At 66.0% G+C, this 22678-nt stretch carries 17 protein-coding genes; 10 read left to right on the top strand and 7 right to left on the bottom strand.

Annotated features, from left to right (window positions below; genetic code table 11):
- Positions 1-69: 69 nt before the first annotated feature.
- The 7 genes from BLR57_RS06830 to BLR57_RS18865 all read left to right on the top strand — a co-directional run bounded on the left by BLR57_RS06830 (position 70) and on the right by BLR57_RS18865 (position 10902).
- Positions 70-1758 (top strand): hypothetical protein, encoded by a 1689-nt coding sequence (locus BLR57_RS06830; protein WP_089695774.1) that lies wholly within the window; start codon positions 70-72, stop codon positions 1756-1758.
- A 632-nt stretch (positions 1759-2390) separates the two neighbouring features.
- Positions 2391-4118 carry a vWA domain-containing protein gene (locus BLR57_RS06825; RefSeq protein WP_089695772.1) on the top strand — a complete coding sequence of 576 codons (1728 nt, stop codon included), beginning with the start codon at positions 2391-2393 and terminating at the stop codon, positions 4116-4118.
- 118 nt (positions 4119-4236) lie between these two features.
- Positions 4237-5295 (top strand): SipW-dependent-type signal peptide-containing protein, encoded by a 1059-nt coding sequence (locus tag BLR57_RS19600; protein ID WP_089695770.1) that lies wholly within the window; start codon positions 4237-4239, stop codon positions 5293-5295.
- Positions 5296-5495: 200 nt separating this feature from the next.
- Positions 5496-7160: a hypothetical protein gene (locus BLR57_RS06815; RefSeq protein WP_089695768.1), complete on the top strand. Its 1665-nt coding sequence runs from the start codon at positions 5496-5498 to the stop codon at positions 7158-7160.
- Between the two features lie 750 nt (positions 7161-7910).
- Complete coding sequence (locus tag BLR57_RS06810) at positions 7911-8783, top strand: hypothetical protein (protein ID WP_170830583.1); 873 nt, start codon at positions 7911-7913, stop codon at positions 8781-8783.
- Positions 8780-10063 carry a signal peptidase I gene (locus BLR57_RS06805; RefSeq protein ID WP_089695763.1) on the top strand — a complete coding sequence of 428 codons (1284 nt, stop codon included), beginning with the start codon at positions 8780-8782 and terminating at the stop codon, positions 10061-10063. Before BLR57_RS06810 ends, BLR57_RS06805 begins: the two co-directional genes overlap by 4 nt.
- The gene (locus tag BLR57_RS18865; protein WP_139173285.1) at positions 10063-10902 is read left to right on the top strand and encodes a hypothetical protein; all 840 of its coding nucleotides are present in this window, start codon (positions 10063-10065) and stop codon (positions 10900-10902) included. The genes BLR57_RS06805 and BLR57_RS18865 overlap by 1 nt, the downstream gene beginning before the upstream one ends.
- Before the next feature lie 16 nt (positions 10903-10918).
- Here the strand turns inward: BLR57_RS18865 and BLR57_RS06795 are convergent, their stop codons facing one another.
- From BLR57_RS06795 to BLR57_RS06785, 3 genes are all read right to left on the bottom strand, one after another.
- On the bottom strand, positions 10919-11599 hold the full coding sequence (locus tag BLR57_RS06795; RefSeq protein ID WP_089695761.1) for a 6-hydroxymethylpterin diphosphokinase MptE-like protein: 681 nt from the start codon (positions 11597-11599) through the stop codon (positions 10919-10921).
- Between the two features lie 135 nt (positions 11600-11734).
- Positions 11735-12880, bottom strand: a complete 1146-nt coding sequence (locus BLR57_RS06790) for a dihydropteroate synthase (RefSeq protein WP_089695757.1) — start codon at positions 12878-12880, stop codon at positions 11735-11737.
- A 62-nt stretch (positions 12881-12942) separates the two neighbouring features.
- Positions 12943-14814, bottom strand: coding sequence for a DNRLRE domain-containing protein (locus BLR57_RS06785; RefSeq protein ID WP_089695755.1), 1872 nt, complete (start codon positions 14812-14814; stop codon positions 12943-12945).
- Positions 14815-15038: 224 nt separating this feature from the next.
- Here BLR57_RS06785 and BLR57_RS06780 point away from each other — a divergent pair, with 224 nt between their 5' ends.
- Both BLR57_RS06780 and BLR57_RS06775 read left to right on the top strand, forming a co-directional pair.
- Positions 15039-15617 (top strand): DUF8114 family protein, encoded by a 579-nt coding sequence (locus BLR57_RS06780; protein WP_089695753.1) that lies wholly within the window; start codon positions 15039-15041, stop codon positions 15615-15617.
- Entirely contained in the window at positions 15614-16429 is an 816-nt protein-coding gene (locus BLR57_RS06775; protein ID WP_089695751.1) for an RNA methyltransferase, read from the top strand. The genes BLR57_RS06780 and BLR57_RS06775 overlap by 4 nt, the downstream gene beginning before the upstream one ends.
- A 65-nt stretch (positions 16430-16494) precedes the next feature.
- On the opposite strand, the gene BLR57_RS06770 is transcribed toward BLR57_RS06775, so the two are convergent.
- The 4 genes from BLR57_RS06770 to BLR57_RS06755 all read right to left on the bottom strand — a co-directional run bounded on the left by BLR57_RS06770 (position 16495) and on the right by BLR57_RS06755 (position 21001).
- On the bottom strand, positions 16495-16941 hold the full coding sequence (locus tag BLR57_RS06770; RefSeq protein ID WP_089695748.1) for a MaoC family dehydratase: 447 nt from the start codon (positions 16939-16941) through the stop codon (positions 16495-16497).
- 46 nt (positions 16942-16987) lie between these two features.
- Entirely contained in the window at positions 16988-18853 is a 1866-nt protein-coding gene (gatE, locus tag BLR57_RS06765) for a Glu-tRNA(Gln) amidotransferase subunit GatE (protein ID WP_089695746.1), read from the bottom strand.
- A 171-nt stretch (positions 18854-19024) separates the two neighbouring features.
- Positions 19025-19210, bottom strand: a complete 186-nt coding sequence (locus BLR57_RS06760) for an HVO_2901 family zinc finger protein (protein WP_089695743.1) — start codon at positions 19208-19210, stop codon at positions 19025-19027.
- A 381-nt stretch (positions 19211-19591) separates the two neighbouring features.
- Positions 19592-21001, bottom strand: coding sequence for a class II fumarate hydratase (locus tag BLR57_RS06755; RefSeq protein WP_089695741.1), 1410 nt, complete (start codon positions 20999-21001; stop codon positions 19592-19594).
- 287 nt (positions 21002-21288) lie between these two features.
- Between BLR57_RS06755 and BLR57_RS06750 the strand changes: the two genes are divergently transcribed.
- On the top strand, positions 21289-22671 hold the full coding sequence (locus BLR57_RS06750) for an ABC transporter substrate-binding protein (RefSeq protein WP_089695738.1): 1383 nt from the start codon (positions 21289-21291) through the stop codon (positions 22669-22671).
- Positions 22672-22678 lie beyond the last annotated feature (7 nt).

Genomic DNA, 22678 nt, shown 5'->3' with positions numbered 1-22678 from the left:
ACAGTAGACAGCGGAAGACAGAGCGGCGGAATGCCCGGTTCCCGTGCGTCACCGCCCTCCCAGAAGACTATGACACAACCACAGTTCCGCGTCTCACGACGCACGATTCTCGCTGGCCTCGGCACCATCGGTGTCGCGTCCGCGGGTGCCGGTCTCGGCACGACGGCCTTCTTCAGCGACACCGAGTCGCTGGACGGCTGGCTGCAAGCGGGCCGGGTCGACCTCAAGGTCGACTACCGCACGACGTACAAGCCGTGGCTCTCCGCCACAGAGATCCAAGAGCGGGCCGACGAGTTCTTCAAGAACGGGTCGGGACGGACGATCTATCCCGTCGAGGGCGACGAGATGAGCCTCCACGTCGGGTCGGCACCGCCGGTCGGCACGACCGGCTTCGAAGCCGTCGGTGACAACGCGCCCTCCCACGAGGCGTGGGGCGCGGCGACGCGAACGGCCAACGTCTGTGACGACGAGGGCGAGGACTACATCGGCGACACGCTCGTCGACGGCGACGCTGGTGTCTTCGTCGACTTGATGGACATCAAACCCTACGACGAGGGCGAGACGACGTTCAGCCTCCATCTCTGTGGCAACCCCTCGCTCGTCTCGATGCGGGTCGACGGCGTCGAGACGCCCGAAAACACGCGAATCGAGCCGGAGGAAGGGTCTGGCGACGACACGCCCGAGACCGACGCTGGCGAACTGCAGAACTATCTCTGGATCGAAGCCTGGGCCGACGACTGCGACAACCTCCTGAACAACGAAGAGACGCCCTTCTACCAGGGTTCGCTCGCGGGCTTCGTCGACCTCGTCGGCGACGACTACCAGATCCCCTTCGACGGCAACGGTGGCGGGATTCAGGACGGTGACAACGGCGACCACGACGACAACGACGGCAACGGCGGCGACGCGGACCTCCCGGCAGGGACGTTCGAGGACATCGCGGTCAACACCAACGTCACGTGCGAGGACATCAACGCGATGCACGGCGTCAACCTGATGGAGGTTCTCAAAGTCGACGAGGATCCGGAACTCCGTGGGACGGGACCGTCTTTCGACTTCATCTCTCAGATTAACGGCGTCGACTACCGTGTCACCATCACCGTCGTCACGACCGACGGCGGTCAGGCGACGAGCATCGACTGGGAGATCGAGCCGGTCGACCCGAACGACCCCGACCTCGGTATCGAGACAGTCATCCTCAAAGACGGCAGCGCAGAAGTAGAAGGAGCCGACGACGATGTCTTCGACGGTGGCGTCCGGGTGTACTACTACGAGGACGCGACGAGCGGGACCGGCCTGACCGTTCCGGACGACCCGGACACGAACAAGCTCAAGGGTATCAGCAACATCCGCTTCTGCTACGACGACGACGGTAACGGCGACGGCAACGGTGGCGGCGGTACCCAAGAGACTCCCCAATGTCTCCAGGGCGTCCGCTGCTGGGCGTTCCGCTGGTATCTCCCGTGCAAGGACGACGACGCGACGAACCTCGGCTTCAGCGACCTCCCCTCGGACGCCGCGCCCGCCGACCTCGACGGCGACGGCGAACTGACGCTGGCCGACGAACTCATCGCGGCGGGTCTCGTCGAGCGCGACGGCAGCGGCCAGCCCGTCCTCGACGACGACGACAACCCGATTCCGCTGGGCGTCAACGTCGTCCAGACCGACGGCGTCCACTTCACGCTGCACTTCGACGCGGTCCAGTGCCGCCACAACCCCGACGCGATGCCGATGGACGACGGTCAGACGCCGACCTGAGCCGCGAGCGGCCGTCGCGCTTCGTTTTCGTTTTTGTTCTCATGTTCCTACCCACCGCTCGGGACGGGGCTGTGGGGAGCGCAGAGAGCGCAGAGAGCGCAAAGAGCGCAACGAGAGCAGCGACAACAGAGCGTCGGCAGCGACCGCTCACAGGAACCATACCTAGAGGGCGCGGAGAGAGATAAACATCGCTGTCGGGAGACTGCACAACGGCCCGGAGTGCAGCCACTGTTCACGGTCAAAACGCGGCCGTGAGTGCACAACGTACCCCATACCAGTCACCCGTTCGACAGTATGGTCTCCGAGTGCTGTCCGTGGCTGTCCTGGCTGAATTTTGTCACGTTGCAACGCGAGTGAGCCACCGTGTTGTCCGGCGAGCGTTTCCGTTCATCGGTCGTTTTTGCCTGTGTTGCGGCTGATGAGTGCCATCTGCGTCGCTTAGATTTCCGAGCAAATATATTCAACCGAATGACAGCAATGGGAGAATGCCGACCGACCGTTCTGTCTATGAAACGCCAAAATCGGTGCTTAGAGAGTGCTACGATGGGGTTAGCCGAGTGGCCATCGGTGCGTACCTAAGGTGTTATCAGACAGAGAGGTTGCTGTCCCCATCGGGGTACTCGACTCGGTCGGTGGCCGAGTCCGGCGGCACGGTCCTCGCACAGGTGCCTGATCCCGAGGAGAACATCAACAACAACTCTCGAACCATGACCAACAACACACAATTCAGCATCTCACGGCGCAAAGTGCTCGCAGGCCTCGGGACCATCGGTATCGCCTCCGCGGGTGCCGGACTCGGCACAACCGCCTTCTTCAGCGACACTGAAGCCGTCAACGCCAGCTTGGAGGCAGGCCGCCTCGACCTGGCTATCGACTACCGTGCGACCTACGTGCCGGGCACCCGCGCTGACTTCGCCGACAGACAGATCGACCTGATCCCCGACACCGACAGAGACGGCGACAACGTCGACGACGTCTACGTGCTCGACCAGCGCCCCGACCTCCGCGACCCGAGCAACGACGACCGCCCGGTGAGCGAAGACGAGTGGGCCGCCACGATCCAGGGCATCCAATGTGACGACGCGAACTTCAACCAGCTCGTCAACGGCGACGAAGTGACGATGTTCGAACTCGACGACGTCAAGCCCAAGGACGAGGGTGAGATCTCGCTGAGTATCCACCTGTGTGACAACCCAGGCTACGTCTGGATGAAGGTCGACGCAGGAACCGACGACGACAACGGTGTCGTCGAACCCGAAGGCGACATCGAGACCAAGGCCTCCGACGCTGGAGCCGACGTCAACGCTGGCGAACTCGACGACTACACCTGGGTCCAGGCGTGGTACGACGCCGACTGTGACAACCGCAAGGACGGCGGCTCGACCGACACGACCGACGTCATGATCGTCCTCGACCGTTCCGGCTCGATGGACAACGCGGCACAGGGCGGTGGCACGAAGCTCGCCGCTGCAAAGTCCTCGGCGAAGACGCTCGTCTCCATCCTCGAGCCCGGCATGAACGCTGGCAACGTCAGCGTCGGTGTCGCCAGCTACGCAGGGAGCGCGTCGCTCAACCAGGGGCTGACCACCACGAAGACGGACGTCGACACCGCGATCGACAGCCTCGTCGCCAACGGGAGCACCAACATCGAGGCCGGTATCGACACGGCCCAGGCCGAACTCGCGACCGGCTCGAACACGGTGAAGGTCATGGTCGTCCTCACGAACGGGAACCAGACCACCGGTGACGCAATCGGTGCTGCCGACGACGCGAAGACCGCGGGCACCTCCATCTACGGTGTCGCCTTCGGCTCGGGTGCGAACTCGACGCTCATGATGGCCATCTCCGGCGTGACGCCGGGTGAGGCCAGCGGCGAAGGGCAGTTCTACGAGGAACTCAACACCTCCGGCCTGGAGAACGCCTTCGCGACCATCGGCCAGGAGATCCTGGGCGAACTGTGCTTCTTCCAGGGCTCGCTCGCCGCGTTCAAAGAGCAGTTCGCGAACGGCGTGGCGCTCACCTCGGCACCCGAAAACGACGGCCTGCTCGCCAACGCGAACGAGGCAGTCTGCTTCCCCGCCGGGATGTCCTGCGTCGCACTCCGCTGGTACCTGCCGTGCTTCGACTACCAGGACGACGGCATGGGCTTCGCCGAACTGGGCTCGGGCTTCAACGGCGACACGCTGGCCGACGAACTGGACGCGAAGAACCTCCCGCACGGTGCGTTCGAGGACATCAACATCGTCCAGACCGACATGACGAGCTTCGGTATCGAGTTCGCAGCGGTCCAGTGCCGCCACAACGCCGACAACATCAACCCGTACGCGCCGCTGCCGACCGCGCCGGTCAACAGCAACTAAGCTCCGTACAGGGCTGATACCCCGAATCGCACGCTGACCAGCTGACCCACTCCGGTGATCTCGACGGTTCGACTCCGTCGGTGGGTCGTTCCCCACGCAGGGGAGAGACATCACAACCATGACAAACCAACGCGTAGGTATCTCCCGACGCTCCGTCCTCGCAGGCCTCGGTACCATCGGTATCGCCTCGGCCGGTGCCGGGCTCGGAACGACCGCCTTCTTCAACGACACCGAAGCCGTCGACGCCAGCCTCGAAGCCGGTCGCGTCGACCTCCTCCTCGACTACCGTGCGACCTACGTCCCGCACAGCCGCGGCGACTTCGCGACCCGGCAACGCGACCTGCTGCCGGACTCCGACCTCGACGGCGACAACATCGACGACGCCTACGTCATCGCCCAGATGCCGGACTTCCGACTCGATGGCCGCCCGGCGAGCGACGACCAGTGGGGCGCGACGCTCCGCCTGCTTCCCTGTGCGAACGAGCAGTTCGACCTCGTCGACGGCGACGAGACGACGATGTTCGCACTCGACGACGTCAAGCCGAAGGACAGCGGCCGCATCTCGATGAGTCTCCACCTCTGCGGCAACCCCGCGTATCTCTGGCTCCAGGCGGTCGAGACCGAGGACGCCGACGGCGTCGTCGACGACCCGAACCCTATCGTTGAACCCGAAGACGCTGTCGACGGGAGCTACGACGGCAGCGACGGAACCCCGGACGGCGACCTCGACGACTATCTCTGGGTCCGCGCGTACGCCGACCTCAACTGCAACGGCGAGCAGGACGGCGACGACGTCACGATCTTCGAGGGGTCGCTCGACGCCTTCCTCACCGCGGCCGCCTCGGGGCTGGCGATTCCCCGCCCCGGCGCGGAGGAGACGGGCGGCAACTGTTACGACGCCGACTCGGTGATGTGCGTCGCCGTCGACTGGTATCTGCCGTGTTTCGACTACCAGAACGACGCGATGGGCTTCGCCGAGCTTCCCTCGACGGTCGGCGGCACGCTCGCCGGCGAACTCGACGCGAAGGGACTGCCCCACGGCGGCTTCGACGACGCCAACATCGTCCAGACCGACGTGACGGCGTTCGGCATCACGTACGCCGCGGTCCAGTGCCGCCACAACGCCGACAACTTCAACCCCTTCGCGCAGGCGTCCCAGCCATCCCAGCCGGTGTAACGAAGCGACACGACGACCCCGAAGAGACGCAAGCCCTGTCGTACCGGACACGACTCGAAGGCGTCCAGTACTCCTCACACCCACGTGGCACAGACGACGGTTCGACTCCGTCGGTGGGCATCCCAGTCCAGTTTCGACCGGACGATGGGAGACAGAGAGGCGAGCTGCTCGGTCCCCGCGCATCGCCGCAGTATCCAACCATGACACAACCACAGTTCCGCGTCACCCGACGCAAGATCCTCGCAGGCCTCGGCACCATCGGTGTCGCCTCTGCGGGTGCTGGTCTCGGCACGACCGCCTTCTTCGGCGACGCCGAGTCACTGAACGGCTGGCTGCAGGCGGGCCGCGTCGACCTCAAAGTCGACTACCGGACGACCTACACGCCGTGGCTCATGGCCGATGAAGTCGACGCTCGCGGCAGCGAGTTCTTCCGGGCGAACCAGTCCAGATCGGTCTATCCGGTGGCTGGCGACCCGATGAGCCTCCACATCGGCTCCGTCCCGGCACTCGACGAGACGGAAGCCGTGACCGACACCGGCTTCACCGTCACCGACGGCGAGTCACCCTCCCACGCCGCGTGGAAGGACGCGACGCTCGCGGCCAACGCCTGCGACGAGGACGGCGAGGACTACATCGGTGAGAGGCTCGTCGACGGCGACACCGAGGTCTTCGTCGACCTGATGGACATCAAACCCTACGACGAAGGCGAGACGACGTTCAGTCTCCACCTCTGTGGCAACCCCGTCGTCGTCTCGATGCGAGCCGACGTGCTCGGCACGCCCGAGAACGGTCTCATCGACCCCGAGGACGGCTCCGGCGACGAGACCGACGACAACGGCAGCCCGACCGGCATGGCCGGGGAACTCCAGAACTATCTCTGGGTCGAAGCCTGGGCTGACGACTGCGACAACCTCCTGAACGGCGACGAGACGCCCTTCTATCAGGGCTCGCTCGCAGGGTTCTTCGACCTCGTCGGCGACGACTACCCGATTCCTTTCGACGGCATCGACGGGGCTGTCGGCGGCGGGAGCCAGCATGGCAATGCCGACTCGGACGACGCGACCCTCCCGGCAGGCACGTTCGAGGACTTCGCCGTCAACACCAACATCGACTGCACCGACCTCGATGCGAACCTCGTCGAGCTGCTGAAGATCGAGGAGGAACAGGACCTCCGCGGCGGCAACGACGTATACGAGTTTCCGGTGTCGGCGAACGGCGTCGACTACACGCTCACCGTGACCGTCACCCAGCGCGACGGCGCGCAAGCGACGAAGCTCGACTGGACCATCGCCTCGGACGACTCGAGCGACCCGGCCCTCGGCATCGAAGCCGTCCTCCTGAAGGACGGCCGCCCACAGGACAACGACGGCAACGGCGTCTACGACGGCGGCGTCCGCGCCTACTACTACGAGGAGGCGACGAGCGCGACCGGTTTGACCGTCCCGGACGACCCGGCGACGGCGACGCTCAAGGGTATCAGCAACGTCCGCTTCTGCTACGACGTTGGCGACGACACCGGCGGCAACGGTGGCGGCGGCACGCAGGAGACGGGCGTCTGCGTCCGGGGCACCAAGTGCTGGGCGTTCCGCTGGTATCTACCCTGCATGGACGACGACACGCAGAACCTCGGCTTCAGCGACCTCCCCTCGGACGCCGCGACGGCCGACCTCGACGGTGACGGCGAACTGACGCTGGCCGACGAACTCATCGCGGCGGGCCTCGTCGAGCGCGACGGCAGCGGCCAGCCCGTCCTCGACGACGGACACCAGGTCCCGCTCGGAGCCAACGTCATCCAGACCGACGGCGTCCACTTCACCCTCGGCTTCCAGGCCGTCCAGTGTCGGCACAACCCCGACGCCATGTGACGGTCCGGACGATATGCCACGCACCCACGCCGGTCGTGAGACGACGGTTCGACTCCGTCGGTGGGTCTCTCTTTTTCTCCCTCTGTTCAACCGAGCGACTGCTCGGTGTCCCCGCTCCGATCCTAGTCCCTCGACAGTGTGGTCGCCACGTCGTGACGGACGGTTCGTCGCGAAGGCAGGTCGTCGTGGCGGTCGGTCCGCCACGAAGCCAGCGTCGTCGCGGCGGTCTCGTTCGACGACCTCGGCAGTTCGGCGCAGGCGGTCGGGCCGTCTCAACACAGTCGCCACGTCGTGACGGCCCGCGTTCCATTCCAGTTCTCTCGGCCTCATCTCCGACGCGACGGTCCATGTTGGCACCGCCGGCCCTGACCTCTCACATCTCGCGGCTGCGTCGGCGTCGCGTCCGGGCAGACGTCGACAGAGTGTGAGTGACCCACTCACACATACACACACACAAATCAGGGCGTCGCTGGTGGGCCAGAGAGACGCGAGAGAGAGGGGTTCGGCAAGCCAAGCGTACCGGCAGGCGGCCGTGGAAATCACGGTCAGTCTGAGGTGAGTGATTCGACGCTAAAATGGGGGGTAAGCACACCATACCGCCCGTTCTCGGTGCGCAACGGTTCAGAGCGATTCCCGTATCCCGCGCATACCTATGCCCGTTTGTCCCCTTACCTCTCCCGTGACAACCGGCTAAGCACCGGTTAGTTTCGGGTCCCGTGGATAGCGGGACCGTTTACCTTCACTAAAGCCATGACATCCACTCCTGCTCCCTCGCGTCGGCAACTTCTCGCCGGTGTGGGGGCCCTCACACTGGGGGCCGGGCTCGGACGGCGAGTCCTCGCCAGAGAGCCACCGTACACACGCTACACGTACGCCGCGACACCGGGAGGTACCGCCCTCCGCGTCGCGTGGTTCGAGACCTACAACGGCGAGTTCCAAGAGAGCAACCTCGGCGACTCGACGACGACGACACCGGAGGAGTGGAACCCCGACGACCTCGAGTCGTACACGAGCTTCGCCGGACCGGTCGTGACCCTCCCCGACGTACAGCCCGGCGACACCGGAGCCATCGTCGTCGGTCTCTCCGCGGTCCAGCGCGACCTCGCCGTGTGGCTGAAGCCGACGCTCACGTCGTCGCTCGAGAACGGTCTCACCGAACCCGAGGTCGCCGCAGGCGACACGACGACCGACGCGAACAGCGACGGTAACGGCGGCGAACTCGCCGACGCCGTCGCGGTCGAGGTGTTTCACGACAGCGGTGTCGGCGGAGTCGGCCGGTGTGACGGGACGCGAACCGACGTCCTCGGCATCGCCGAACCGCTCGTGTTCACCGGCTCGCTCGCCTCACTGGTTCCCGCGGGCGACTACGCGGACACCGAGGTCGACCCCGACCACGGCCTGCGGCTCAGCCTCGGTGACGGCGGGGAAGCCTGCCTCCCGGCGGGTGTGAGCCGCTGTATCGGCATCGCGTGGTCGATTCCCGACGGCGGCAACGAGCTACAGACCGACAGCGTCGAGTTCAGCTTCCAGTTCGGTGCCATCGAATGTAACGCGGCCGGACGAGTCGGACCGAACGGCGGCGGCAGTACGAACGGCCAGAACGACAACAGGGGCCAACAATGACACTACCTCCATCGAAGCAGACGAACAGCACGCGGGGTAAGCTCGCGAACCGGTTGGCTCTCCGTCGTGCCGCGAAGGCCCGCCGGAACGCCCGCGAGGCTCGCCGGAGCGGCGCGCCCCACGCGAAGGTGACGCTCCGCGGGAAGCTCTCGAACCGACTCGCACTCCGCCGGGCGGCCAAAGCGCGCCGACAGGCACGTACGACTCGAACGAGCGACGCGGCCGAACCCCAACAGTCCGTGGACAGCCGACGCGAGTCGACAACGGCCTCGGCTCCTACCCCGGCGACCGACGGTGGCGAGCGTGCCGCCGTCGTCCCCTCTGCGGACGTCTTCGGTGAATCGGCGGACACCGACGACGACAGCCAGGAGACGGCGCGGTCGCCAGCAGCCGCTGGAGCGACGGCGACGGCGACGGAGCCAGCCGCTCCGAAGCGCTCGCTCGGCCGAACCGTGCTCAACGTCGTCGGTATCGCGCTCCTCATCGCGCTCGTGGTCCCGTTCGCCGTCTACGCGGTGCCGGACCTCGCTGGCGCGGACCAGAGCTACGTCGTCCTCACCGGGAGCATGACGCCCGCCATCGCGCCGGGTGACGTGGTCATCGTCGACAGCGTCGACCCGGCCACCATCGCCGTCGGCGACGTCGTCACGTTCGAGCGCGCGGCGAACAACCCACCCGTGACCCACCGCGTCATCGAGGTGGTCCAGACCGAGAACGGCCCGGCCTACGTGACGAAGGGTGACGCCAACGAGGACCCCGACACCTCGCTCGTCTACCCGAACCAACTCGTCGGCCGCGTGCTCGTGACGTTCCCGTACATCGGTCACGTCATCGAGTTCGGTAACTCGACGAACGGCTTCCTGCTGCTCGTCGTCACCCCGTTCGCACTGCTTATCCTCACGGAGATCGCGGCGTTCGTCCGCAGCGGTCGCGGCGACGAGGGCGAGACGGCCGCCGCGTCGGCGGCAGCGGTCCCGACCGCAGCCGAGACGACGAATGCAGCCGGGTCGGCCGAGACGGCCGAGACGGACGAACCCGAGGGGTTCGTGTTGACGGCAAACGACCTGAACCTCGCGCTGCTCTCGTTCGCGCTGTTTGCAGGCTACGCGGCTTACGTCGCCTACACCTACCGCGGAACGTTGACGCTCGGTGTCGCCGTCGCAACGGTGACGGCACTCCTGCTCGGTCTCGGCGTGCGGCTGTTCGGCTTCCGCTCGTCGGAGTCCGAACCGGCCGCGGCCGCGACCGACGGCGGCGTCGACGAGGGAGGTGAGCACTGATGCTCGGCGGTAACTACCACCAGTATCTCGCGATGGCCGTCGTGGCCGTCCTCACCCTCTCGGTCGTCGTGGGAACCTCGGGCACGCTCGCCGTCATCTTCGACGACGAGAGCGTCGCCGGGAGTTTCGGTGCCGACCAGTGGGACGAAGCGGCCTACCAGCCCGAAGTGATTCCCATCGCGGCCGCGGGCTTCGCCGGGAACAACACCACGTTCGCGACCAGCGCGACCGGAAACGAAACCCTGACCGACGGCAACGAGTCGACGAGCGGTGACGAGCCTACCGACGGGACGAAGTTACCCGACTCCTCCGACGAGACCACCACGTCGACTGACGGTGAGACGACGATATCGGAGCCGACCGACGAGACCACCACGTCGACTGACGGTGAGAAGGCGACTACGGAGTCGACCGACGGGACAACAACTACCGAGCCGACCTCGACCGCTGGCGATGAAACAACAACCACGGAGCCGTCCGACGAGACCACCACGGCTGACGGTGAGACGACGACATCGGAGCCGGTCGACGAGATTACCACGGCGACTGACGATGAGACGACTCCGGAGGCGGCAGACGAGACAACGACATCGGAGCCAATCACGACAGCGGAACCGACAACAACGGCCTCAGAACCGACAACGACCGCTGACAGTGAGACGACTGCGGAGCCGACTGCGACAACGACATCAGAGCCGACGACCACCGCGGAACCAACACCGGAGCCAACACCGGAGCCAACTCCAGAGCCAACGCCGGAGCCGACGCCGGAACCAACCCCGGAACCGACTCAGACCTCGACGTCCGAGCCGACGACTGACTCGTCGTCGACAGCGTGAGCCGAAAATAGGGGACTCAGGGCAGCGGCGGAATCCCGTCGCGTCGCCCGTCCAGCACGTCGAACTGCTCTTCTCGTCTGACTTCCAGCCACCGGAGCAGCCGCTCCGCCCAGCGCAGTTTCTGTGCTTTCATTTCGTCGACCTGCGGGTCGTCGAAGTCCCAGCCGACGAAGACTAGTTCGCCCGCGCCGAACTCGTCGGCGAGGAACGCAGCCCGGTCGCCGTCGGTGAAGCCGCCGTAGTTGACGACGGCGTCGACGGGAGCTGCCTGCGTCGTCGCGAGCACGTGGTCGGCATCGAACCGCGGGAGCCACTCGCGGACGGCGGGGACGTTGTCGCCGTGGGCGTGGGCCGCGACCGGGACGCCCTCGTGGGTCAGCTCGACCGCCGTCTCGGGGTTCTTGTCCAAATCCGTGACCATCAGGTCGACAGCGATGTCGGCATCGCGAAGCACGTCGGCGGCGGTCGAGGCGGCGACGACGACGTCGGCGGCGGCCGCGCGGTCGAGGTCAGCATCGAGCGAGGGACCGGCACCGGCGACGGCGACGGTCGCATCGGAGAAAGAATCGAAGCGGGTCAGATCGAAGGGCGTCGCGAACGGAGAGAGCACGTCACGGGCGTTCTCGTCGGCCTCGCGGCCGAAACCGAAGTCGGCGAGGATGGCCTCGTAGACGGGTTCCCATTCTGTGAAGTTCATAGCTGTCGCTGGCGATTGTAACTGTATGGGCCGGAATGGCACCAAGTACCCCTACCCGTGTGCCCTTCCGGCGTCCACGTGTCCGGTTCCTTCTGTGGTGCCATAAGTTTTCTCTTCGACGTATCGGCCGTTGACTTATTGTACGACGCCGGCGAGGCGTTCCAGCGCGGCGTCCAGCGCGCCGGAGACGCCACCGGCTGCGGCGGCTGCGTTCTCGAAGGCGACGGGCGTCCCGACCAGCAGGACGTTCGTCCCGTCGTCGCCCTCGACGAGTGCCAATCCCGTCTCGGTCGCGGCGGCCCGGAGCGCGCCGCGCTCCTCGGGACCGAGACCGGTGAGTTCGAAGACGTGGACGACGGCCTGTCGAGCAGCATCCGTGTCGCCGCCGATGCGGTCGACGTGTCGCTGGGCCTCGCGGACAGTCGTCACGTCCAGTTCTTCGACGTCGACGTCGCCTGCTTCACGAACGCGACGGCGGGCGAACTCCGTGCCGATGAGTGCCGCGTCGCGCGTCTCGGCGACGTCGTGGGTGCGGACGACGTGGGCACCGCGTTCGACCGCCATCGACGTCGCCGCGAGGCTGACGGGCAGCGCGCCCTCGGTGTCGCGGTCGGCGACGGAGCGGAGGAAGTTCTTGCGGTTGATGGAGACGAGGATGGGCTGGCCGTAGCCGCGGAACTCCCGCAGCCGGTGGAAGGTCTCGCGGTCGTGTTCCAGCGTCTTGGCCTCGCTCCAGCCGCCGAAGGCCGGGTCGACGATGGTCTTGTCCGTCAGCCCGTTGAGCGAGAGTGCCTCGTAGATGTCGTCGACCTCCTCGACCGCGCCGGGCCGTTCGAGGTCCGGTGGGGAAGCCATCTTGGCGACGGCGGCGTCGCGAGCGTCACAGACCTCCGGCATCTTCGGGTCGGCGAAGCCACAGATGTCGTTGACCATGTCGAAGTTGGCGTCGAGGGCGGCCTCCGCGACCTCGTGGTAGCGCGTCTCGATGGAGAAGACCGCGTCGCCGGAGACGCTCTCGACGACCTCGATTGCGGTTTCGAGTCGGTCGAGTTCGTCCTCCGCGGAGAGGACCTCGAACTTCTTGTTGGCGGATTCGAGACCGACGTCGACGATGTCGGCCCCCTCGTCGATGAGTTCGCGGTCGACGTACTCGGCCGCCTCGCCGGGGTCGTTGAAGACGCTCGGCTTGTACGGCGACTCTTTCGAGACGTTCAGTACGCCCATGATTCGCGGGGGATAGTCGTCGCCGATGCCGAGACCGGCGGCGTCCACGTTTCGCATGCGCTACTCTGAGGACGGAGTATACAAATGCCGACCGGAAGCGGCCGTCTGAGAAGGCAGTGCTACGCGACCGTCGCCCCGGTCGCCCACATATTGGTGAGCTGTTGCAGTTCGGCCGTGGTGAGCGTCTGTCCGCCGGTGTTCGGGACTGCCGTCTCCGTCGCCCACCAGTTGATGGCCAACTGTAGCTCGATTTGATCGATGACCGAATCGTCGTCGTCGGGGTTCGCCCGCGCCACCGCCTGCGGGACCGTCAGGAGCGTCGGGTCGCCCGACCCGGACTCGAACGTGACGCGCAGTCTCGGTGGCGTCGTCCCCTCCGCCGACGAGAAGTCCCAGCCGTCGCTGCCCGTGGCGCGGAACAGCCAGCCGTAGTTCGGGTCGCCGCCGACCCACCGCTCGACACTGGCCGTGACGTCGACCGTCGTCGTACCGAGTGCCACCGAACCCGTGGTCACGTCGGGCGTGGCGGCCGCCTGAGCCCCGTCGACCTGTACCCCGCCGCCGAGCGAGTCCCAACTGTCGTGGTCGCTCCAGCCGACGAGCATGGGGTAGAGCCCTGCGCCGTCGCCGTCGCCCGTCGTCTGCAGCGTGAGAGTGGCCGAGGTCACCGTCGCCCCGAGGGGGATCCCACCATCGGTCCCGACGACGCCATCGAACCGGAGAAGTGCCTGGACGGCCTGCCCCGTCCCCTGCGGGTCGTTCGTGTCGACGTTCAGTGTCGGTGCAGTCGCGTTGTCCGCGTCGGGCTGTGCCTCCTGCAGGTAGGTGTCGACGGTCCCGTCGTAGCCGTCGAGGCCGGTCTCGAACGTCACCGTCTCGGTCCCGCCGTCCGACGCGCCGAACCGTTCGGTGAAGTCGAGGTCGAACGAGAACTCGCTGCGGCCGTCGGTCTGAAACGCGTCGAGCGAGGGAGAGTACGTCTGGACCGCGATACGGTCGAGCCCGTCGGTGCCGCCGCCGGGGACGAAGCGGACGAGTCGTAGCCAGCCGTCGCCGCCGTTGGGATAGTCCTGGTAACACGCCAGCAGTTCGTACACGTCACGGCCCGCAGCGTTCTGCGAGACCTGTGTCCACTCGCCGTTGTCGCTGCCCCCGGCCTCGTGGAAGTTACCGTTGAAGGTCATGAACACCTGTGGGTTGGGCTCGACGAGCTTCCGAAAGAGCTGCTCGCCGGAGTTGCCGTCGTTGCTGTTCTCCTGGACGAACGTGGTCCGACCCTCTTCGCCGGGCTCGTCCCACAGATAGGAGTGTGTCGTGATGATGGTCGGAGTGTCGGGGTGGGCATCGAGGACGCCCTGCGCCCAACCGACGGCCGACGTCGCGTCGGTCGGGTCGCCCGGAGCCTCCCACTCCAGGTCGATGTGGAGGAAGTCGTACCCCCCGGCCGAGAAGTACTGGTAGTGGCTGAGGTCGTTCGGTGCCGACCCGCCGAACCAGCTGTAGCCCCCGTAGCGGGCCTCGCCGAAGAACTCGCGGTAGTTCGCGGTCGACGAGCTTCGGTCCTCCTCGACGGCGTAGTCGTGGTCGCCGATGGCGGCGGCGTAGGGGACGTCGCCCTCGATGGCGTTCCAGACCGTATCCATCCGCTCCCACTCGGTGCGGTTGCTTCCGTCGTCGACCCAGTCGCCCTCGTGCGTCACGAAGACGATGTTCTCCGTCGCGAGGTTGGCCGCGATCCAGTCGGTCTGGTCCTGCGCGTAGGAGACTAACGACGAACGTCGGGCGTACTTCTGTGTGTCCGGGACGACGACCACAGTCCACGCCGCGGACTGAGCACTCGCCACCCCGGTCCCGGTCCCGAGCCCACCGACGACAGTGGCACCGAGTACGCCGGTCAGTTTCAGTGCGGTCCGTCGGCCGACGGCGACCTCCGTCTGTCGGTCACCGCTCGACTGTCCGTCTCGCGTCCCCTCGGCTGAGCGACTCTGCATGGAAATCCCGGTCTGACCGACGACGATTCGCCGAATAGTTTTACGCCGGGTAACGAGACGTCCGACAGCGTCGGCGGCGGTTAGACGGTTTGAGACCACGATAAACGGAACGTTTGGCGAGGAGATCGGGCGGCGAACCCCGCGTGTGGCCGGTGTCGACAGTCCCGGCCGGACAGACAGTGAAGACACGCTCTTTTTATCCGCCGACCCGCTAGCCTCGCAGTATGGCAAAAGTCAGCGTCGGGCTCCGCGGCTGGCGGTTCGATGAGGCCGACATCTTCGACGAGGCGGGCGAGTTCAAACCGCTCGACGACATCCCCGAGGATCAGCGGAAGCGACTGATCCGGCTCTCGTATCTCGTCGAGGAGCCGTGTGACGCCTGCTATCTGGTTCACGGCGAAGCCGACAAGAAACGGTGTAACCAGGCGACCATCGTCTACGGCGAACCGGGCGACGAACTGCTCCTCTGTGACCGCCACGAACCCCACTTCCTCTACTGGTTCCGCGAGGAGGGCGGCGACGAACTCGCCGGTGAAGAGGAGTTCCGCGACGAGTTCCATCTGTGGTTCGCCGACGGCGGCCGCGCGCCGGAGGACTACGTCGGCATGGAGTACGTCGAGACCGACCCCGACGAGCTCCCGACGCCGCCGGACGCGAACGAACTCCACCAGCGGCTGAACGAGAACTTCGAGGGGCGGCGCATCGAGATCATCCCGAAAGAGGAACGTGAGGCGATGCGACAGGAGTCCCAAGCGGTGGACACGGACGACCTCGACCTCGACACCGAGTATCCGACGAAATGAGCGACGAGGAGCAACCGGAGAACGAAAACGGACACGGGCCACGACAGCACAAGCCCGTCGTCGTCGTTGTCGAACCCGAGACGCCCGGCAACGTCGGCACCATCGCTCGGGCGATGAAGAACTTCGGGCTGTACGACCTCAAGCTGGTCGACCCCCCGGAGTTCGACCCCGACGGCGAGGCCTACGGCTTCGCCGGCCACGCCCGCGAGGACGTCCTCCCCAACGCCGAGACGGTCACGTTCGACGAGGTCGTCGAGAACTACCACACGGTGGGCTTTACCGGCATCACCAACGAGTCGAGCTACAGCCACGACCGCTTCCCGTTCAAGACGCCCGTCGAACTGAAAGAGGACCTGAAGCGCGTCGACACGCAGACGGCACTCGTCTTCGGCCGCGAGGGGAAGGGCCTGAACAACGACGAACTCCGCCGACTGGACGAGGTAGCCTCGATTCCCGCCGACGGCCGGTATCCGATTCTCAATCTCGGACAGGCCGCGACAGTCACCCTCTACGAACTCCGTGACCTGACCGTCGAGGAGACGCAGCTGCCAGACGTCGAGCACGCTCGCGCACCGGAGCAAGACATCGAACGGTTCTACGACTTCTTCGAGCAGTTCCTCGAGAACTCACATTTCCCCGAGCACCAGCGCGACCGGACGAGGCTGATGATGCGTCGGCTCGTCGGCCGCGCGCATCCGACCGACCGCGAGATCAACACCCTGCTCGGACTGTTCCGCCGGGCGAACGAGCAGCTGGAAGAGCGCGGCGAACTGCTGGACGAACTGGACCGAGAGGACCGCTGGAACCACTGACGCGGTCCGGTCCAGTCCGGTCCAGTCTGGTTCTCCGTCGTATCCCGCCCCTTCTTTGCTCCCGGTCACTCCCCGTCGCGCCGGGCGTACATCACTTCCGAGACCTGTCGCATCACGACCTCGTCGGCCTGATTCAGCGTCTCCGCCTTGGTGACGACCACACCGCGACTCGGTGTCTCGACTTCTTTCTCCAGAATCTCGGTGCGGACGGAGAGCGTGTCGCCAGCGCGGACCGGCACACGCCAACGGATTTCGTGTATGCCCTTCGCACCGAGCGAGACGGCCTCCGAGAAGTGGTGGTCGACGAGCATCCGCATCGTCATCGACGCAGTGTGCCAGCCGCTCGTGATGAGACCGCCGTACATCGACTCCGCCTCGGCGCGCTCCTTGTCGACGTGGAACCACTGGGGGTCGTACTGTTCGGCGAACGCCAGTAACTCCGCTTCGGTGACGTCGTACGCGCCGAACTCCTCGACCTCTCCGACCGCCAGGTCCTCGTAGAAGATTGCCATGGCTGGGCAGTCGGGCGCAGGGGTGAAGAAAATTCCTCGCCGCTACTCAGGCGCGCTTCTGGATCTCTTCGCGGAGGGTCGAACTGACGATCTCGCCGTCGGCCTTCCCGCGGAGCGCGCCCATCGCCTCGCCCATGAGTGCCGAGAACGCGCCCATGCCCTGTTCTTCGACCTGTTCCTCGTTGCGGTCGACGACCTCCTGGACCGCAGCGCGGACCTCGGCCTCGTCGACGCCGGAGAGACCGGCCTCCTCGACGGCTTCCTCGGCTGTCAGGCCGGGGTTCTCCGCGAGGACGGTCAGCACGTCGACGACGCCCTCCTTTGCGAGGTCGCCGTCATCGACGAGTCGCAGCACGCCGAGCAGATGGTCGTCGGTGAGGTTCTCGACGGCCACGTCGTCCCGGCGGAGTTCCGTCGTCGTCGACTCCAGGGTTCCGGCGGCGAGCGTCGCGTCGATACCCTCGGCGACGGCCGTCTCGAACAGCGGCATCCGACGGCCGAAGGCGACCTGCTCCGCCAGACCGGCACCGAGACCGAACTCCTCTTGATACCGCTCGACGCGCTCGGTGAGGAGTTCCGGAATCTCGACCTCCGAGGGGTCGGGTTCGACGGGCGGCACGTCCGTCTCGGGATACATCCGCGCCGCGCCGGGCAGCGGTCGGAGGTAGCGCGTCGTCGCGTCGTCGTTGGCACCGCGGGTCTCCTCCGGGACGCCCTCGATGGCCGTCTCGGCGCGCTCTTTGACCGCCTCGATGGCCAGCTCTGCCGTCTCGGTGTCGGCCGCGACGATGGCGACCGCGTCGTCGTCGCCCGCGCCGACCGCTTCCTTCAGCGCGTCGACTTCTTCGGCCGTGACGCCGTAGGCTGGCAGTTCGTCGGTGTGGAAGATGCCGCCCGCGCCGTGGCGTTTGGCGTGGTCGGAGAACTCCGTGCCGAGGCGGCGGTCAGGCTGGAGTTCGTGGCCGACGAGTCCGTCGAAGCCGTAGAGGGGGACGGCCGTGACCTTCCCGCCGTCGAGCGCGCCCTTGATGACGCCGCTCTCGGTGCCCTCGAAGGTCGCGGTGACGTCCTGCGTCTCGCCGACGTGGGCGTCGCGGGCCTGCAGTTCGTCGCGGATTTCGAGGAGTTCGACCTGTCGCTGGACTTCGAGCCGGACGAGGTCCTCGATGTCGTCGAGCGACTGAACACCCTTCATCTCGACGCGCGCGCCGTCGGCGATAGAGACGTTGACGTCCTGGCGGATGGTGCCGAGACCGCGCTTGACCTTTCCGGTCGAGCGCAGGAGCATCCCGATCCGCTCGGCGGCCTCGCGGGCCTGCTCGGGCGAGGAGATGTCCGGGCTGGTGCCGATCTCGACGAGCGGAATGCCGAGTCGGTCGAGGCTGTAGCGGACGCCGTCGTCGGTCTCCTCGACGCGGCCCGCCGACTCCTCTTCGAGCAGCAGGTCCTCGACGCCGACCGGGCCGTCGCTCGTCTGGAGTTGGCCGTCCTGGCCGACGAGCGTCGTGCGCTGGAAGCCCGACGTGTTCGAGCCGTCGACGACGAGCTTGCGCATCACGTGCGCCTGGTCGACGACGGACATATCGAGCATCGCGGCGATCTGCATCGTCACGTCGAGTGCCTCGTCGTCGATGTGGTGCGGCGGTTCGTCGTCCTCCTCGACGAGACAGGTAGAGTCGAAGGCGAGATACTCGAACTCGCGGTCGACGCGGCTCTCTTCGAGCGCGGCGTCGTCGATCTCGCCGAGTTCGCTCTTCGTCGGATGGAGATAGCGGGTGAACGCCCGCGTGGCCTCCTCGGGCTCACGTCGGTCGGTCGGACACTGGCAGTAGAGCTTCGTCGCGGTGTCGAGCTGCTGGTGAATCTCCAGCCCCGCGACGAGTCCGAGCTCCTCGTAATCGTACTCGGTCATTGTCTCTGGTTGTGCGCGGGGGGAGTAAAAATGGTTCAGTCTGCACGTCGGGAGTCAGGGAGCGAAGCGGGGTGAACTGGTGGGGACTACGGGGTCGGAAAACGGAGAAGTGAACCCACCGGCGTCTCCCCCACGTGGTGGGCGTCGTTCGCGGCCGAAGGCCGGTTGTGCTTAGGCTTCGTCGGCGCGGAGTCGGCGCAGCCCCTCGCCGATTCCCTCCGCGTCACAGCCGTCTTCGGGACAGCGATAGTACCAGCCGTCCTGTGTCGCCTTCCCTTCTGGGAAGCGTGTTCCACACTTTCGGCATACGAGCAGTTCCCGACCTTTTGTCTCCCGATGGAGGTTCACCCCAGGCATACCTGAAAGAACTACTTCGCGTGCCTTCAAAATGTCGCTTGTTGCCGCTCTAGCGGACAAAACCGAAGGTCTACGCCGCCTCCCGATTACGATGTTTCAAGACGTGCTAGCATACTGCACATCCCGCCGGTTCGGACGGACGGCGGAGAGAGAAATTAGCTGTCGCGCGCGGTGGTGGGGTGTCGCTTGGTCACACTCACCATTGCGACTGGCGCGTCTTGCTCGACGAGACGCGCAAGGACGCGTGTCGCTTAGTCGTCCTCACCACCGCGACTGCACGAGGCGCGCGACGAGACGCGCGCCAGTGTGGCGTCGCTTAGTCGTCCTCACCTCCGCGGCTGCTGAGTGGCACGCGATAAAACGCGTGCCTTCAGGTGTCGCTCAGTCGTCCTGTCCCAGAATGCCCCGGTGCGTCATCTTCTCGGGGTCGAGCACGTCCTCGGCCTCCTCCTCGCTCAGATAGCCCTCGTCGACGACGACCTCCTTCACCGTCTTGTTGTCGGCGAGTGCCTTCTTTGCGACCTTCGAGGCCTTGTCGTAGCCGATGGCGGGGTTGAGTGCCGTCGCCAGTGCCATGCTGCGCTCGACCTGGTCGGCGCAGTGCTCCTCGTTGGCTTCGAGCTTCGCGACGAACCGCTCGGCGAACACGTCGGCGGAGTTCGAGAGCAACTGTGCCGATTCGAGGAAGTTGTGCGCGAGCACCGGCTTGTAGAGGTTCAGGTCGATCTGGCCCTCCGCAGCACCGGCAGAGATGGCGGCGTCGTTGCCGACGACCTGCTTGTGGACCTGATTGACTGCCTCGGCGACGACGGGGTTGATCTTGCCGGGCATGATCGAGGAGCCGGGCTGGTTCTCCGGCTGTTCGATCTCGCCGAGACCGTTGCGCGGGCCGGAGGCCAGGAGTCGAAGGTCGTTGGCGATCTTGTTCAGGCTGCCGGCGACCGTGCGAAGCGCGCCGTGGGCCTCGCTCATGGCGTCGTGGGCGGCCTGTGCCTCGAAGTGGTTGTCGGCCTCGCGGAAGGCGACGCCGGTCTCCTCGGAGATGTATTCGGCCGCCTTGGCCGGGAACTCGGGGTGGGTGTTGAGACCGGTGCCGACGGCGGTGCCGCCGAGGGCCAGTTCGCCGAGATGGTCACGGACGTAGTCGAGGCGGGCCAGCCCCTTCTCGACCTGCGTCTTGTAGCCGCCGAACTCCTGGCCCAGCGTGACGGGCGTGGCGTCCTGCAAGTGTGTCCGGCCAGTCTTGACGACGTCGTCGAACTCCTCCTCTTTGGCTTCGAGTGCCTCGCGGAGCGTGTCGAGCGCGGGGAAGAGGTCCTTCTCGACGGCTTCGAGTGCCGAGACGTGCATCGCCGTCGGGATGACGTCGTTCGACGACTGGCCGTAGTTGACGTGGTCGTTCGGGTGGACGACGCGGTCGCCGATCTCCGCGCCCATGATCTCGGCGGCGCGGTTGGCGATGACCTCGTTGGCGTTCATGTTCGAGGACGTTCCGGAGCCGGTCTGGAAGACGTCGACCGGGAACTGGTCGTCGTGCTCGCCGGCGATGACCTCGTCGGCGGCCTCGATGATGGCCTCGGCCTTGTCGTCGTCGACGAGTCCGAGGTCGCGGTTCGCCTGCGCAGCCGCCTTCTTGACGACGCCGAGCGCGCGGACGAAGCGTCGGCCGAAGGTGATACCGGAGATGGGGAAGTTCTCGACCGCGCGTTGGGTCTGGGCACCCCAGTAGGCGTCCGAGGGTACCTGCATCTCTCCGAGGCTATCACGTTCGGTTCTGAAGTCCTCGCTCATGCGCGACACCACGGAACAAGCCGCGTAAAAGCCATCGGTACCGGCGCGTAGTGGCACCACTGGCCGACCGGCTGACCGCCCGAACGACGCCGAGAGGCGGCCCGGCAGAAACGTGTGAGAAAACATCACGTAACACGCCTATACGCCCGTAAATGGGCGTCTAAGGCGTTAAAAGACTTATTCTCTCAACACCGGAGCAAAATGTGCTACTCGGAATCGTGTTAATTTCAGCAATGCTTAAGTGTGGCTGTCAGTTTAGTGAGAACGGGACACACGGTTGAATAACAATGACAGACGAAGACACTGACAGGCTTTCTCGTCGCTCGGTCGTGAAGGCGACTGGCGTGGCGGGGATGGCCGGTATGACAGGACTCGCAGGATGTACAGGCGGCGGAGATGGTGGCGACGGTGGCGACGGCGGAGCCACGGACGGTGACGGCGGCGACGGCGACACAGACGGCGGCAGTGGCGACGGCGGCAGCGGTAGCAACACCTTCGAAATCGTCCACTGGTGGACCGCCGGTGGCGAGCAGGAGGCACTGCAGGCACTCCTCGAAGGCTTCCAGGAGGAGTATCCGGACGCCGAAGTCGAGAACAACCCCGCACCCGGCGGCGCGGGCAGCGCGCTGGACACGGTCATCAAGAACCGCGTCCTCAACGAGAATCCGCCGTCGACCTTCCAGATCTGGCCCGGTAAGGCACTGTATCCGTACACCGACGCCGACCTGCTGACCGACATCAGCGACAGCGTCTGGGGACAGAACAACATGAAGGACGCCTACCTCGACGGCGTCAAGTCGGTGGCGCGAGCCGGAACGGAGAACTACGTCTCCGTGCCCATCAACATCCACCGACTGAACAACCTCTTCTACAACAAGTCGGTCGTCGAGAGCGCGGGCGTCGACCCCGAGAGCATCAACGACCCGAACCAGCTGGCGGACGCACTCGACACCATCGCCCAGGAGACGAACGCCGTCCCGATGGCCCACCAGACCCAGTCGCCGTGGTCGACGGTCCAGCTCTGGGAGACCATCTTCATCGGCGAGCAGGGCGTCGGTGCCTTCGAGACGTTCACGAACGGCGACGTCGAGAGCCTCGAAGACGAGGTCAAGGCCGCGCTCGAACGGCTCAACCAGTACAGCGAGCACTACCCCGAGGACTCCGGTTCCATCTCGTGGGACCAAGGGAACTCGATGGTCGTCAACGGCGAGGCCGCGTTCATCCACCAGGGTGACTGGGCTGCTGGCCAGTACAACGCAGCCTCGGACTTCGAGTACGACACCGACTGGGGCAACACCTCGTTCCCCGGCACGTCGGGCGTCTACTCGCTCGTCATCGACTCGTTCGTCTACCCGACGAACAACCCCTCGCCCGACCTGACCGAGAAGTTCCTGACCTACTGCGGGACGAAGGACGCGCAGGTCCGGTTCAACACGCGGAAGGGTTCCATCCCGCCGCGGACCGACGTCTCGATGGACGAGTTCGGTCCGTTCCTGCAGACCCAGAGCGAGGACTTCTCGAACTCCAACGAACAGCCGGCGACCATCGCCCACGGAACGGCGGTGCGACCCGAGGTCAAGAGCAACATCGAAGGCGCGTTCGCGAGCTTCCTCGAGTCCGGCGACGTCGACCGGACCTACGACGAACTCGTCGCCGCCTTCGACGTCTAACGCGGCC

This window comes from Halogranum gelatinilyticum, from assembly GCF_900103715.1.
In the GTDB taxonomy this organism is placed as follows: Archaea; Halobacteriota; Halobacteria; order Halobacteriales; family Haloferacaceae; genus Halogranum; species Halogranum gelatinilyticum.
This window is presented reverse-complemented; position numbering and strand designations above follow the sequence as displayed.

Coding starts and splice junctions, on each gene's coding strand:
- BLR57_RS06830 (WP_089695774.1), top strand. CDS start 70: ATGACACAACCACAGTTCCGCGTCTCACGACGCACGATTCTCGCTGGC.
- BLR57_RS19600 (WP_089695770.1), top strand. CDS start 4,237: ATGACAAACCAACGCGTAGGTATCTCCCGACGCTCCGTCCTCGCAGGC.
- BLR57_RS06815 (WP_089695768.1), top strand. CDS start 5,496: ATGACACAACCACAGTTCCGCGTCACCCGACGCAAGATCCTCGCAGGC.
- BLR57_RS06810 (WP_170830583.1), top strand. CDS start 7,911: ATGACATCCACTCCTGCTCCCTCGCGTCGGCAACTTCTCGCCGGTGTG.
- BLR57_RS06805 (WP_089695763.1), top strand. CDS start 8,780: ATGACACTACCTCCATCGAAGCAGACGAACAGCACGCGGGGTAAGCTC.
- BLR57_RS18865 (WP_139173285.1), top strand. CDS start 10,063: ATGCTCGGCGGTAACTACCACCAGTATCTCGCGATGGCCGTCGTGGCC.
- BLR57_RS06795 (WP_089695761.1), bottom strand. CDS start 11,599: ATGAACTTCACAGAATGGGAACCCGTCTACGAGGCCATCCTCGCCGAC.
- BLR57_RS06790 (WP_089695757.1), bottom strand. CDS start 12,880: ATGCGAAACGTGGACGCCGCCGGTCTCGGCATCGGCGACGACTATCCC.
- BLR57_RS06785 (WP_089695755.1), bottom strand. CDS start 14,814: ATGCAGAGTCGCTCAGCCGAGGGGACGCGAGACGGACAGTCGAGCGGT.
- BLR57_RS06780 (WP_089695753.1), top strand. CDS start 15,039: ATGGCAAAAGTCAGCGTCGGGCTCCGCGGCTGGCGGTTCGATGAGGCC.
- BLR57_RS06775 (WP_089695751.1), top strand. CDS start 15,614: ATGAGCGACGAGGAGCAACCGGAGAACGAAAACGGACACGGGCCACGA.
- BLR57_RS06770 (WP_089695748.1), bottom strand. CDS start 16,941: ATGGCAATCTTCTACGAGGACCTGGCGGTCGGAGAGGTCGAGGAGTTC.
- gatE (WP_089695746.1), bottom strand. CDS start 18,853: ATGACCGAGTACGATTACGAGGAGCTCGGACTCGTCGCGGGGCTGGAG.
- BLR57_RS06760 (WP_089695743.1), bottom strand. CDS start 19,210: ATGCCTGGGGTGAACCTCCATCGGGAGACAAAAGGTCGGGAACTGCTC.
- BLR57_RS06755 (WP_089695741.1), bottom strand. CDS start 21,001: ATGAGCGAGGACTTCAGAACCGAACGTGATAGCCTCGGAGAGATGCAG.
- BLR57_RS06750 (WP_089695738.1), top strand. CDS start 21,289: ATGACAGACGAAGACACTGACAGGCTTTCTCGTCGCTCGGTCGTGAAG.